Annotated in this window: 14 protein-coding genes; 5 read left to right on the forward strand and 9 right to left on the reverse strand. The window is 64.1% G+C overall.

Annotation, left to right across the window (positions count from 1 at the left end):
• Nucleotides 1-43 precede the first annotated feature (43 nt).
• From ILFOPFJJ_RS35960 to ILFOPFJJ_RS08445, 3 genes are all read left to right on the forward strand, one after another.
• A complete protein-coding gene (locus tag ILFOPFJJ_RS35960) occupies nucleotides 44-463 on the forward strand; it encodes a low affinity iron permease family protein (protein WP_312032685.1) in 420 nt (139 codons plus the stop codon).
• A 301-nt stretch (nucleotides 464-764) separates the two neighbouring features.
• Nucleotides 765-2,819 (forward strand): SMc04171 family calcium-binding repeat protein, encoded by a 2,055-nt coding sequence (locus ILFOPFJJ_RS08440; protein WP_173510051.1) that lies wholly within the window; start codon nucleotides 765-767, stop codon nucleotides 2,817-2,819.
• A gap of 490 nt (nucleotides 2,820-3,309) precedes the next feature.
• Nucleotides 3,310-3,699 carry a YkvA family protein gene (locus ILFOPFJJ_RS08445; protein WP_173510052.1) on the forward strand — a complete coding sequence of 130 codons (390 nt, stop codon included), beginning with the start codon at nucleotides 3,310-3,312 and terminating at the stop codon, nucleotides 3,697-3,699.
• A 92-nt stretch (nucleotides 3,700-3,791) separates the two neighbouring features.
• On the opposite strand, the gene ILFOPFJJ_RS08450 is transcribed toward ILFOPFJJ_RS08445, so the two are convergent.
• Nucleotides 3,792-4,199 carry a RidA family protein gene (locus tag ILFOPFJJ_RS08450; RefSeq protein WP_173510053.1) on the reverse strand — a complete coding sequence of 136 codons (408 nt, stop codon included), beginning with the start codon at nucleotides 4,197-4,199 and terminating at the stop codon, nucleotides 3,792-3,794.
• 246 nt (nucleotides 4,200-4,445) lie between these two features.
• Between ILFOPFJJ_RS08450 and ILFOPFJJ_RS08455 the strand changes: the two genes are divergently transcribed.
• Nucleotides 4,446-5,342, forward strand: coding sequence for a LysR family transcriptional regulator (locus ILFOPFJJ_RS08455; RefSeq protein WP_173510054.1), 897 nt, complete (start codon nucleotides 4,446-4,448; stop codon nucleotides 5,340-5,342).
• Between the two features lie 177 nt (nucleotides 5,343-5,519).
• Here the strand turns inward: ILFOPFJJ_RS08455 and ILFOPFJJ_RS08460 are convergent, their stop codons facing one another.
• The 8 genes from ILFOPFJJ_RS08460 to ILFOPFJJ_RS08490 form a co-directional block, all read right to left on the reverse strand.
• Nucleotides 5,520-6,590, reverse strand: coding sequence for a D-alanine--D-alanine ligase family protein (locus ILFOPFJJ_RS08460; protein WP_173510055.1), 1,071 nt, complete (start codon nucleotides 6,588-6,590; stop codon nucleotides 5,520-5,522).
• A 133-nt stretch (nucleotides 6,591-6,723) separates the two neighbouring features.
• Nucleotides 6,724-7,416, reverse strand: coding sequence for an SCO family protein (locus ILFOPFJJ_RS08465; RefSeq protein ID WP_173510056.1), 693 nt, complete (start codon nucleotides 7,414-7,416; stop codon nucleotides 6,724-6,726).
• 2 nt (nucleotides 7,417-7,418) lie between these two features.
• On the reverse strand, nucleotides 7,419-7,904 hold the full coding sequence (locus ILFOPFJJ_RS08470; protein WP_173510057.1) for a c-type cytochrome: 486 nt from the start codon (nucleotides 7,902-7,904) through the stop codon (nucleotides 7,419-7,421).
• Nucleotides 7,901-8,026 carry a hypothetical protein gene (locus tag ILFOPFJJ_RS35965; RefSeq protein ID WP_282438575.1) on the reverse strand — a complete coding sequence of 42 codons (126 nt, stop codon included), beginning with the start codon at nucleotides 8,024-8,026 and terminating at the stop codon, nucleotides 7,901-7,903. Before ILFOPFJJ_RS35965 ends, ILFOPFJJ_RS08470 begins: the two co-directional genes overlap by 4 nt.
• Before the next feature lie 9 nt (nucleotides 8,027-8,035).
• Nucleotides 8,036-8,476 carry a DUF411 domain-containing protein gene (locus ILFOPFJJ_RS08475; protein ID WP_173510058.1) on the reverse strand — a complete coding sequence of 147 codons (441 nt, stop codon included), beginning with the start codon at nucleotides 8,474-8,476 and terminating at the stop codon, nucleotides 8,036-8,038.
• 19 nt (nucleotides 8,477-8,495) lie between these two features.
• On the reverse strand, nucleotides 8,496-9,995 hold the full coding sequence (locus ILFOPFJJ_RS08480) for a multicopper oxidase family protein (RefSeq protein WP_173510059.1): 1,500 nt from the start codon (nucleotides 9,993-9,995) through the stop codon (nucleotides 8,496-8,498).
• Between the two features lie 220 nt (nucleotides 9,996-10,215).
• A complete protein-coding gene (locus tag ILFOPFJJ_RS08485; RefSeq protein ID WP_173510060.1) occupies nucleotides 10,216-10,629 on the reverse strand; it encodes a hypothetical protein in 414 nt (137 codons plus the stop codon).
• A 166-nt stretch (nucleotides 10,630-10,795) separates the two neighbouring features.
• Entirely contained in the window at nucleotides 10,796-11,746 is a 951-nt protein-coding gene (locus tag ILFOPFJJ_RS08490; RefSeq protein ID WP_173510061.1) for a LysR family transcriptional regulator, read from the reverse strand.
• 99 nt (nucleotides 11,747-11,845) lie between these two features.
• Here ILFOPFJJ_RS08490 and ILFOPFJJ_RS08495 point away from each other — a divergent pair, with 99 nt between their 5' ends.
• Nucleotides 11,846-12,733 carry an NmrA/HSCARG family protein gene (locus ILFOPFJJ_RS08495; RefSeq protein WP_173510062.1) on the forward strand — a complete coding sequence of 296 codons (888 nt, stop codon included), beginning with the start codon at nucleotides 11,846-11,848 and terminating at the stop codon, nucleotides 12,731-12,733.
• Nucleotides 12,734-13,119 lie beyond the last annotated feature (386 nt).

The raw sequence follows: 13,119 nt of genomic DNA on the forward strand, positions 1-13,119 counted from the left end.
ATCTGCAGCGCCACCGCCAAGCGCGCCCTGCCGCTTCCAACCAGTGACATTCAAGGCGGAGACCCGGCCGATCGCGCCGGCCGTCGTCGCAAGCGGGAACGATCTCTCGGAACCCAAAGCCGGCTTGGCCGTTTGGTTCTCCATGATAGAAGATCCGATACGGCGTTCGCTCAGCGCACTGGCGGCTGCGACCGCTCGTCCTCAAGCGTTTCTGGTCGTCATCGCCTACGGCGCGCTATGGCTGATCCTTGAGCCCGAGACCTTCGACTTGCATGGCCTCGCCACGCTTGTCGTTTGGGTCATGACGCTAATAATTCAGCGCGCCGAGCACGGCGACACCCAGGCGATCCACGCAAAACTGGACGGACTGATTCATTCCATCGAGCGGGCGCCGAACAGGCTCGCGGAGATCGACGACAAGGAACCCGAAGACATCGAAGACGAGAGGCAGAAGAACAGCTAGCCACTCGTGCGCCTTCTCCCGCAAGGCGGGTCACGGCCGCGCTGCGCGAGCGCGCCATCCACGGCATGCGTCCAGAACAAGCCGATCATTCACCGTTTCAAGGAAATGGTGAAGATCGCAAGTCCAGCATGCAGTTATATCTATCCACTCTAATATAATTTTCAGAGCAAATTGCAAGCAATAGCCAAATAAGTTCCGCGTTGCTAGGTGCGTCGCATATGTATACGTTCACAGGCGTGTCAAAGTTATAGTTGAATATTGAAATTATATTTGCACCAAGCAGGCTGCGGAGGATGACGACATGGCTAGGATCGCAGGCTCGTATTCCAATGACATTTTGCGAGGCTCCGACGAAACCGACTACATCTGGGCTCTGCCCGGTTGGGACGATATCGATGCGGGTGGCGGCGACGACTTTGTCGACGGCGGTGACGGACGCGATGTCCTGACGAGTTCGAGCGGCTACGACCGCCTCGACGGGGGTGCTGACGACGACCAGATCGTTCTCATCGGCACGGGTGGCGCCGTGACCGGAGGCGCCGGCTACGACGGGTTGATCATCGACCTCTCCATGACTTCCGACCGGCTGGAGTTCAACGGGGAGAGCGGTCACGGCATCATCGGATACGGCGGCGCGAACGAACGGCACATCTTCTTCCACGACACGGAGTGGCTGAGGCTCTCGGCGGGAAGCGCAAACGACCGCATCAAGGGCACGGCGGGCTGCGACACCATCTCGACCGGAGCCGGCGACGATGTCGTCGAAGGCGGAGCCGGGCGCGACATCATCACCAATACGGGCGGCCACGACCGCCTCGACGGCGGCGATGGAAACGACCGTTTCGTCCTCGTCGAAGCGGGCGGCACCGTCTTCGGCGGCAGCGGCGACGATGTGCTGGCGATCGATCTCTCCGCGAGCTCGGATCCGGTGGTGTTCAACGGCGAGAACGGCCACGCCATCCTCGGCTACCAGACGATCGACGAGCGGCATCTTTTCTTCCGGCACGACAGCGTCGAGCGCATCGAATTGACAACCGGGAGCGGAAACGACCGTATCCAGGGGAGCGTCCTTGGAGACGTCATCCGGACGCAAGCCGGCAACGACGTCGTCGACGCGGGGGCAGGGGACGACTTGATCGTCGACGGGCGCGGCGCCAACCGCCTTTTCGGCGGCGACGGCAACGACGGCATCACGACGACGCTCTATTCGGCCGAGATCGACGGCGGGCTCGGCGAGGACTGGATGCGGATCGAGGAGAGAGTGCGCACGAGCGACGCCACCATCGATTTCGCCGCTGGCCGCGCACACACGGGAATGGTGTTCCGCAGCATCGAGCAGGCGAGCGTTGCGCTCGGCAGCGGCAATGACACGGTGATCGCCGGCAATCTCGCCTATCTGGTCGTATACGCCGGCGCCGGCGAAGACCGCCTCGAGGGCGGGGCCGGTGGTGACTGGTTCAATGGTGAAGGCGGCAACGACCGCGTCGACGGCGGCGGAGGGAACGACACGATATCGACGGGCATCGGCAATGACGTGGCCTTCGGCGGCGACGGCAAGGACACGCTCGCCAGTGATGGCGGCAGCGACACCCTCGATGGCGGCGCCGGCGACGACTGGATCAGGGACGCCACGCCCGGCAGCGGCAGTCTGGGCGATGGATCTGTCATGCTCGGAGGCGCCGGCAACGACTCGTTCATCGCCTATTTCAGGGGAGAGGTCGATGGCGGCGAGGGGCGCGACCTGCTGCAGCTGAACCTTGGCGCGCTTGCGGACGCGACCGATTTCGACGCGATGCGCGGAGCCACGCAGACCGGATTGACCTTTGCCAATGTGGAGGATTTCAGCGTCTCGACCGGGATCAGGAGCGACGTTCTGCGGGGTGGAGACGGCAACGACGCCTTCCATGCGCTCGGCGGCAACGACCTTCTCGAAGGCCGGGGCGGGAACGATGAGCTGCGCGGCTACTCGGACAACGACCGGCTGTTCGGCGGCGATGGCGAGGATTTCCTCTCCGGCGGCCTCCACGATGACATGTTGAGCGGCGGCAATGGCGCCGACATATTGGTCGGCGGCAGCGGCGCGGACACGTTTCTCTGGTCTGCCGAAAGCCCGGGCCAGGGGGGTATCGACCGGATCCGCGACTTCGACATCAGGGGCGGCGACGTGATCGCGTTCTCTTCCGCCGCTGAGGACAATACCGGTATTCACGATTACGCCAGCTTCATCGCAGCCTCGACCGAGACGGACTCCGGCGTGTACGTCGCCTTCAACGGCTCCGACACCCACGGGCTTCTGATCGAAGGCGTTTCGCTTGCGGCGCTCTCCGCCAACGACGTGATTTTCGATTTCGTCTGAAACCGGTGGCCTGCCGACTGCATGTTTCCTCAAATCCTCACCGAAAACATACAGCAATTCAAAGTGCTACGGCGTCCTTTGCGCGTCTGATAAGACGCGCGGCGCTGTAGTACACGACAGCAGCGTAATTGCGTTTGGCGCACGCTGACCTCACCCTCCTCATTCCTGTGCTTGTCACAGGAATCCAGCGCGCCCAAGTCCTTGGGCGCGAGAGAATCGTGCGCGCGATTAAGGCGCAACCGCAACTCTGGCTGCTTCTGCGTTGCTGCGAGACGGAGTCATTCACGGCGCGGACGCGCCGTGGCTGGATTCCTGTGACAAGCACTGGAATGAGGAACGGAGAAGGCCTTGCCGTACCGCATCGGAGGAGGCGCAGTCCGCTACGGTCGTGTGCCGTGACCCGACGCGCGAAGGATGCTGTCGCACCTGGAATTGGTGCATGTCTTTGACCTAAATCGGCTAGGATCCAAGGAAACATGCGGGAGCGAACATGCAGTGGCTGGACAGGGCAAGGACATGGGCAAGGGGCATCAAGCGGGACGTCGTCGTCCTGTGGCTCGCGGCGCGTGACCGGCGTGTTCCCTGGTATGCGAAGCTCGCCGCCGGGGCGGTCGCGGCCTATGCCTTGTCGCCGATCGATCTGATACCGGACTTCATTCCGGTCTTTGGATATCTCGACGACCTCGTCATCGTCCCGCTCGGCATCATCGCCGTGATCAAGCTGATCCCGGCCGACGTTCTGGCTCAATTGCGCATCGAAGCAACGAAGCGCACGGAGCGTCCCGTCAGTCGAGGCGGGCTGATCGCGATCATCGCGATATGGGTTCTGCTCGCGGCCCTGCTCCTGTGGATGGTGATTGGCGCAACCGCCGTGCGCTAGATCATTTCATTGTTTCCTTGAATCAACGAAATGATCTAGCTCTTTGAAACGACGCAATTCCGGACGGAAAACCGCTGTCCGGAGGGCGCCGCTCACGAGGGCAGTCGAACGGTCATTTCCATCTCCAGCTGCAAGTCGGGCGCGGCGAGGGCGGCAACGCCGACGCCGGTCAGGCTCGGCTTTGCACCGGCAAACATGGCGGTGAGATGCGGCATCACCTCTTCGATCCGCCCGGGGGTCAAGTCCACCATGTAGACGCGCACCATGACGAGGTTTTCCGGCGACGCGCCGATGGCGTCGAGGGTCGCCTTCGCATTGGCGGCGACGAGTTCCGCCTGTTCCGCGAGGCTGTCCGGCGCCGGCTCGCCGCCTGGCCGCCAGGCAACCTGCCCGGAAATGAAGGCAAGCCGGCCCGGCTCCACGGTTGTGATCTGCGAATAGCCGAGGGCACCGGCATCGGGCAGGGTGGGCGGGTTCAAACGCGTAAGTGACTGTGCCATTTTCGTTTTCCTGTCGTTGTAAAAGCGCCCAGGCGGTGCCTTGAAGCTGCAACCGTCCGCCACGAGGCGCTGGTATCCATAGCCGGTTGATTGACGAATGGACGTCCATACAGAAGCGAAACGCGCGACGCAGCCTGCGCCGGGTTGCCGGTCCGAAGCCTTGAATCGCCTGCATCGACAGGTCGTATTATATCTGCGCTCGGCAGCATGAAGCCTCTGCCACGCCCGAGTCGCTGGAGTTGCATAATGCTGCGTGCGAATCTGAACGATATTCAGGTCTTCATGGCCGTCGTCGATGCAGGAAGCTTTGTTGCCGGAGGGCAGGCCATGGGCCTCTCGAGGTCGGCGGCGGGAAAGGCCGTCATCCGCCTGGAAGAAAGGCTCGGCGCACGCCTCCTCAACCGCACGACAAGAACGCTGAGCCTCACCGACGAAGGGCGGATGTTCTACGAGCGCGGGCTGGAGATCCTTGCCTCGATCGACGAAGCGGAGGCGAGCGTGGCCGGGCGCAGGGGCACGCCGCGAGGCGTCCTGCGGCTCACCGTTCCCGATGCCTTCGGGCGGCTGGTGGTCCTGCCGCTGATCAGGAAATATCTTCAGACCTGGCCCGAGATGCAGGTCGAGGTGAGCTTCACCGATCGCGTGGCCGACCTCGTCGAGGAAGGCTTCGACCTGGCGGTAAGGATCGGGGTCACGACCTCGGATACGCGGCTCGTCTCCCGCGTGGTCGCCCGGTACAGGGCCATGCTCTGTGCCTCGCCATCCTACATTACCGCGCGCGGCGAGCCCATGGACATGGATGATCTCGCCGCCCACGACTGCCTGATCTTCAGCAGCCGGAACCAAAGGCAAAGCTGGCGCTTTCGCGGGGAAGGCGGTGCCTGGGTCAAGGCGCCGGGTCGCAGCCGCCTGAGGCTCGACAGCGGAGAAGCGATCCGGGATGCCGCCATCGCAGGGCTCGGCATCGCGTTTCTGCCGGAGTTCCTGGTCGCGGAGGACTTGGCGGCGGGCCGCCTCCGGCAGGTCCTGTCCGACCTCGAGGCCGACGACGCGAAGATCGTGACGCTCTATCCCAACAAGCGCCTGCTGGAGCCCCGCGTCCGGCGCTTCATCGATCTCATGGTCGAAGAGCTTGGGACGTGATGCAAGCGAGGCTACAGCGCCGCGCGTCTTTTCAGACGCGCAAAGGACGCTGTAGCACTTTGAATTGCTGCATGTTCTTGTCCTTTAATCGGCTACGATTAAAGGCGACATGCAGTAGCGCTTTGAAACGACGCAATCACGGACGGAAAACCGTTACACACTTTTCCTGAAACTGCTCTAGCGACCGGCGCGCGCCAGCCCGTGTGCCACCAGCCGGTCGATGACCTCGGCATAGCCGACGCCGCTTGCCGCCATCGCCTTGGAATACATGCTGATATCGGTGAAACCGGGAATGGTGTTGAGCTCGTTGACGAGGAAGCGCATGTCCGGCGTCAGGAAGAAATCGACGCGCGCCATGCCGTCGCAGCCGACCGCCCGGAAGGCCTTTGCGGCCACCGCGCGGATATCGGCTTCGACCTTTTCCGGCAGCTCCGCTGGCACTTTCAGGGCGGCGCCATGCTCGTCGATATATTTGGCGTCGTAGCTGTAGAAACCGTGGCTTTCGGCCGGCACGATCTCGCCGGGGCGGGAAACGAAGAGGCCGCCTTCGGTATCTTCCAGCACGCTCAGCTCGATCTCGCGGCCCCGGATGAATTCCTCGGCGATGAGCTTGCCGTCGTGTTTGAAGCCCTCCTCAAGCGCCGCCGCGTAGTCCCGCTCGGTCGCGACCTTGCTCACGCCGACGGAGGAGCCCTGCCGGGCCGGCTTGACGAAAAGCGGAAGCCCGAGCGCGCGCTCGAGCTCGGCAAAGGCCGGCGCGGCGCCGTGATGGATCGTGACGGACCGCGCCGTTGGGACGCCTGCCTCGTTCAGGAGGCGCTTGGCGATGTCCTTGTCCAGCGCTGTGGCGGAACCGAGAATGCCGCAGCCGACGAGCGGCACGCGCGCCACCTCCGCAAGCCCCTGCACCGCGCCGTCCTCGCCATGGAGGCCGTGCAGCACCGGGAAGAGGATTGCGATCTCCGGCAGCGCATAAGGCGCGCCATCGGCGGGGATCGCCAGCATTCGCCCCTTGCCGCCCGGCACGAGGCAGACTTCCGTGCCGCCCGAAGGTTTTGCGAGCGTGCCATCCGTGAAGCTGCTCAACAGCCATTGTCCCTCGCGGGTGATGAAGACAGGAACGGCATCGTATTTTTCCGGCTCCAGCGCCCGCATGACATTGGTTGCCGAAAGCACCGAAACGTCATGCTCGGCGGAGCGTCCGCCAAAGAGCACGGCAATGCGCAGTCTGTTCGAGGAAACGGCCATGAAAGGCTCCAGGGAATCGGGTTTTGAACGCCTCCTGCATTTCCTCAAATCGCGACCGATTTAAGGAGATTGCGGCGATTTTCAAAGCGCTGTCCATCCCGCCTTCGATCGGCCTGTCGCTTGATCGTCGCGCCTATTGGAACAGCGACCTGAGCCTGCCCCACACGCCGGGCTCCAGCGATTTTGAAGGGTCGGCGAGGCCCTCGAGGTAGAGAACCATGTTCTGCGGGTCGAAGCGCAGGCCATGAAACTTGGCGGCGAAGCGTCCGCCCCGGTCGAGGACGTGGGTGACGATACCGTGCATCTGCTGCCCGTCCTCGACGGGCTCGAAGCGGAGATTGTAGGTTTCCGCCAGCTTGCGCGTCCTATCCTCCGGCTCGCCGGGCGTCGTGGTCAGGAACATCCAGTTGCGCGCATCCAGCCCATGCGCCGGACCATAGGCCCTCAGCACGTCAGGCGTATCCTTGGCGGGATCCGTCGTGATCGCCAGGAACTGCACCCGGTCCTTCATCGGCGTGGCGTTGATCTTCTTCTGGATGTCGGCGATCACCTCGGAATGAACAGGGCATATGTCGGTGCAACTCGCGAAGATGAAATAGAGCACCACGATCTTTTCGGAAAAGTCGGAAAGGCGAACCGCCTTGCCGTTTGCGTCGGCGAGCTCGAAAGGCGGTGCCGGCTTGTCGATCACCTGGAAGAACTTCTCCTCGCTGCCCATCAGCCTGTCGAGATCGGCGCCCGGATGGTGGGCGACGGCCGGCACGACAAGGGCCGCCAGCAGGAAAACCGTGAGAAGAAACGGGTTGGCGCGGCGCTGCGGGCGCATGATCACTCTCCTTGCTCGCGACGGGTCATTTCCGCCTGATACTGGCGCTCCTGTTCCGGCCAGGTGCTCTTGATGAAGGCGAGCACGGCGCGGATCTCGTCGTCGCTCATGACGGTTCCGAATCCCGGCATGTCGCTTTGGTAACCTCCGCCGACAACCGCCGCCGGTCCTTCCCGGGTAATGCGGAAGAGCACGCCGTCCGGATGATGCCAGGTGTGGCCGGATGCGTCGTGCGGCGGGGCGGGCATGCGGCCCGAAGGCAGCGGGCTTTTCCAGTCCCGCTGACCTTCGAGCTTGGCGCCGTGACAGGCGGCGCAGCGCTCGGCATAGAGCGCCTGGCCGAGCGCGATCGTGGCGGCCGAGGCATCGCCGCCTGCCGTCCGAGCGGCAAGAAAGGGCGGAGCGGCGAGAAAGGGCCAAGCCCCGGCGAGCCCCAGACCTGCCGCAGCCGCGCCGAGCGCAGCAAGAAGCACGGACGTCCTTCTCATTTGCCGCCGCCGAAGAACAGGTACTTGACGAGCGCCGCCGCCCCAAGGGCGAGCACGATGACGGCAAGCAGCCAGACCAGACCCATGCCGAACATCATCGTGCCGCCCATGCCGTCCATCATCGCGACCTCCTATTCGCTCGCGTAGACGCCGCCGACGCCGCCGGATTTTTTGATCTCCAGCATCTTGAAGGGGCCTTCCTTGGTGCCGCTCATGCCGGGCGAACCCATGGGCATGCCGGGGAGCGTCACGCCCTTGATGTCGGGCCGTTCGGTGAGCAGCTTGTTGACCGTGCCGATCGGCACGTGGCCGCTCACCGCATAGCCGTCGATCATGGAGAGGTGGCAGCCGTGGAACTCATCCGGAATGCCGGCCTCGCGGCTCATCGCGGCAAGGTCATGCGTCGGCTTGACGGTCACGTCGAAGCCATTCTCGCGCAGATAGTCGGCATAGCCTTCGCAGCACCCGCATTCCGGGGTTTTGTAAAGTGTCACGTCCTTTTCGCCGGCGAGCGCCGAGGTGGTGCTGAACAGGATCGAGGCGAGGACGACGGCTTTCAGAATCTTGGACATTGCTTTTCCTTTCAGATTGTCAGGCGACACGGAAGACAGCCATCATGCCGCCGGTCTGGTGTTCGAGAACGTGGCAGTGGAACATCCAGTCGCCGGGATTATCTGCGACGAAGGCGATCTCGGCCTTCTCGCGCGGCGAGAGGAGCACCGTGTCCTGCCATTCACGATGACGGGTGGCCTGGCCGTTGCGGGAAATCACCCGGAACGAATGACCGTGCAGGTGGATCGGATGATGCCACGCGGTGGCGTTGGTCATGGCGATCACGTGGCTCCTGTTCCGTTCGAGCGTCAGCATCGGCTTCATGACATGGCCGGTCTCGTCGGCGGCGACACCGTTGATGAACCAGGCGGCGCTGGAGTTCATCATCGCCATCATCCCTGCCGTCATCGAATGCGCGTGGCTCATCCTGCCGCCCGGCGCGCCCGGGCCCATCGTTTCACCGCCCATGGTTTCGCCCATCTCCTCAGCCACCATTTCCCCCATCATGCCGCCGCTGAAGAGGACCTCGTTGCGGGATGCCGCCTTGAGGTCCGGTTCCGGCAGCGGGTTGGCGGGCAGGGCGAGCGGCCAGTCCGGCGCGCGCTCCCTCAGGGGCGTACCGTCGTAGACCAGATCGACGAGCTTATATTCCAGCCCTTCATAGAACCGGTCCGTGACCGCGGCCCGGCTGCCGGCAGTGCCCGTCATGTCGAGGATCAGGTCGACACGCGTCGCCGGGCCGAGAACCACCAGCCCTTTCTCCGGCGCATGCGGCTCGACCGGCTGGCCGTCGAGCGCGATCACGATCGGCTCGTGGCCCGCGAAATCGAGGCTGAAGATGCGGGCGTTGGCGGTGTTGATCAGCCGCAGGCGGATGCGCTCGCCCTTCCTGACGGCAAAACGATCCGGCACGCGGCCATTGATTGTCACCGTGTTGCCGACGCGGCCATTGTGGTGGATGTCGTGCCGGTTGCCGAAATCCTCGCTGATTTCGCCGGACTTTGTCAGCCGCCAGTCGCCGAGCATCCAGGTCACATCACGATCGACGCGGGGCGGTTCCGGTTCCTCGACGATCAGCGGGCCGTAAAGCCCGCGCCCGACCTGCTCGGAGCTTTTCTGGTGCGGGTGATACCAGAAAGTGCCGGCATCGATCGCGTCGAACTCGTAGACGAAGCGTTCGCCCGCGCCGATCGGCTTCTGGGTGAGGTGCGGCACGCCATCCATCGCGTTCGGAAGGCGCAGGCCGTGCCAGTGGACCGTCGTTTCTTCGGCAAGGGCGTTGTCGACCGTGACGCGCAGCCGCTCGCCCTGGCGAAGGCGGATCTCCGGACCCGGAGCGGTGCCGTTGTACAACCAGGCGGCCGTCTCGCCGGGGGCCACGAGCCGGAGGCGCCCGGCGGCAGCCCGCAACGAGACGTCGCGCGTGGCGGCAGTAGCCGGCGAGGCCGGCAAAAGAGGAAGCATCGCGCCGGCCGCGCTTGCGGCCGCCGATGCGAGAAGGGCTCGACGCGTCAGCGCCGGAGCAGGATAGCGGGACATGGTTCAATCATCCTGAAAAGCCACTGCATGATTCCTTAAATCTGGATCGATTTCATGCAGCGATTCAAAGTGCTACAGCGAGCCTGGCGCGTCCGACTGGACGCGCGGCGCCGTAGTGGTGTTTCGCATGGCGCCAGAAGGCATCATGCGAGCCGCGATCACAGGCGGCGGACGGATCCGCCATACATGATTGTTGGCGCCGGCAACCGGGCGTGCCCGGCTAAAGGATGATGGTTCGAGGGGGAGGTGACTCGGGCGGGCCGATGAGGCCGGTCAATTCTTCTGCCGGCGAGGCGGTAACATCGGCTGCCACAAGGGGAAGCTCGAAGCCCGCGGCCGCGGGAACCGCGATGAAAGGCGCAAGACAGGCCTGAACGCAGAGCGAGGCCTTGCCGTCGTCACCGGGCGGACAGCCATCGCAGTCGCCCATATCTCCCGCGCCCATGTCTCCCGCGCCCATGTGCCCGGCGCCCATATCCCCGGTGCTCATGTGCCCGCTGTCCACGTTTCCGGCGGCCATCGCGGCGGGGGACATTGCAAACGACATGCGCGTCGCACTCGCCGCATGCGCAACAGTGCCCGCGGCAAATACCGCGAGCAGGACAATCGCAAGGATGCGGCCAAGTCTCTCCATGCCCTCATGCTATTCCGTTTTCGCGGCATGTCCAGTTACAGGCTGTCGCAGCCGGCCCGAAACCGCAGCCAGCCCGAAACCATTGGACGCTTTTGGGCGACATGCCTCTTTCATTGAAGCGCTGAAATGATCCAACTCTTGAACGACGCGTCCCGGACGGAAACCGCTACACACTTTTCCTGGAATTGCCGGGAGTGGATTCGGCCGCGGCCTTGTCAGCCTCGCCTGTTCCGGCGGCGCTCCATCGCTCCGCGGCAAGCTCGATGAACGCCTTGACCAGCGGCGAAAGGTGCCGACTGCTCGGATAGACGACATAGAGGCCGCCCGCCGGCGTCGTGTAGTCGTGAAGAACGCGGCGCAGCTGCCCGTCGTCGATAAGTCCCTCGGCCATCCTTTGGGGCACCTGGGCGATGCCGTAGCCGGCGATCGCGGCGGCAACCACCGCCTGCATTTCGTTGGCGGCGAAGCGTCCGGCCACGGTGACCGTTTGCTGGTCGTGCGGCCCGTCCAGCACCCAGTGGGCGCTGGCTGCCGACGGACCTGCGATGAGGCACTGATGGCGGGTGAGGTCCGCCGGTTCCTCCGGCACCCCGCATCGCGCGAGATAGTCCGGGCTGGCGCAGAGAAGCCTGTGCGTGGAGCCGAGCTTCCGGGCGATCAGCGTGGAGTCGGCGAGAATACCGGTGCGGAAGGCGAGGTCGATGCCGTTCTCGACCAGGTTGAGGTTATCGTCGGTCAGGCGCAGTTCGACCTTGGTTTTCGGATAGATCGCGAGAAAGTCGACCACGGCGCGGGTCAGGAAATGGCCGCCGAAGCCGACGGGAGCGGAAATGCGAATTGTGCCTGACGGCTCCGCCCTCGCTTCCGCGAGGCGCAGATTTGCTTCCTCTATCGTCCGCAGCGCCTGGCTGCTCTGCTCATAATAGAGGCGCCCGGCGTCGGTCATGTTGAGGCTGCGCGTCGTGCGCTGAATGAGACGGACCCCGACCTCGCGCTCGAGCGCGGCAATGCGGCGGCTCACGGTCGTCTTGGGCATGCCGAGCTGGCGCGCAGCAGCGGTGAAACTGCCGGCTTCGACGACGCAGGCGAACACCGCGATATCGTTGAGATCGAGCATTGTATCCAGCCACGGGACAAAGTTTCCCAATTATAGGCCATTATGGATCAATGTGGCAGGCCCTAACTTTGCTCCATCGAAAACAAAAGGAGCAGACACATGACCACCAAACGAAACGTTCTCGTTACCGGCGCGACCGGCCAGCAGGGAGGCGCCGTCGCGCAGGCACTGCTCGCCAGAGGACACCGCGTCAGGGCGTTGACGCGCAAGCCTGACAGCGATGCCGCGCGGCAGCTGGCGTCGGCGGGTGCGGATGTCGTGGCCGGCGATCTCGGCGATGCGGCCTCCATTGTGAGGGCCGCAGGCGGCGTCGATACCATGTTCCTGATGGGCAACAGCTACGAGGCCGGGACGGAGGAGGAGACCCGCCAGGGGATCATTGCCGCCGATGCTGCGAAGGCTGCCGGCGTCGGGCACCTGATCTATTCATCCGTTGCCGATGCCGACAAGAAGACGGGCATCCCGCACTTCGAAAGCAAGTACCTCGTCGAGAAGCATGTCGCCTGGCTCGGCATTCCCTACACGATCAGCGCGCCGGTCGCCTTCATGGAGAATATCGTCGCGCCGTGGTCGATCGGTGCGCTGCGCCAGGGCACGTATGCTTTTGCGCTACCCGCCAAACGCGCCCTCCAGCTGGTAGCCCTGGCGGACATCGGGGCTTTCGTCGCCGCCCTGGTCGAGCGGCGCGATGATGTGTTCGGCAAGCGTTTCGATATCGCCGGGGACGAGCTGTCCGGCGAGGAGCAGGCGAAAATCCTCTCGCAAGCCATCGGTCGCCCGATCGACTACCAGGAAATCCCGATCGCTGCGGCGCGCCAGCAGAGCGAGGACGCGGCGCTCATGTTCGAATGGTTTGACCGCGCCGGCTACGACGTCGATATCGCCGCCTTGCGCCGGGATTTTCCGGACGTCCGTTGGCACAGCTTTGCCGACTGGGCGCGCGCTTTCGACTGGAGTGTTCTTGACCGGACTCCGTCGGAAACCTGAGTTCCTCTGCGGCGATCGTCATTCCCGTGCTCGTCAGAGAGAGTGCGATCGAACGTGAAAGTCCTCTGCGCCGTGGACGCGGCGCTGCTGGACTCCTGTGACAAGCACAGGAGTGAGGGGGAGGGGGTTGCTCGGTGCCTGCCAGCCAGCAAACCAGGTACGAGAAAGGCCGCGCAATGATGCGGCCGCCCGTCCCGCCCGTCATCCCTGTGCTTGTCACAGGGACTCGGGGCCACGGCGCGTCGGCGCCGTGAATGACTCGGGTTTCGGGAAAGCGCAGGCGCGGGGGACTTGCTACCAGCGCGCCGGCGTTTCTTGCGCCCAAGGACTTGGGCGCGCTGGACTCCTGTGACAAGCACAGGAGTGAGGGGACCGCGCCAACTCAT

The sequence above is a fragment of the Sinorhizobium psoraleae genome (genome assembly GCF_013283645.1).
GTDB lineage: Bacteria > Pseudomonadota > Alphaproteobacteria > Rhizobiales > Rhizobiaceae > Sinorhizobium > Sinorhizobium psoraleae.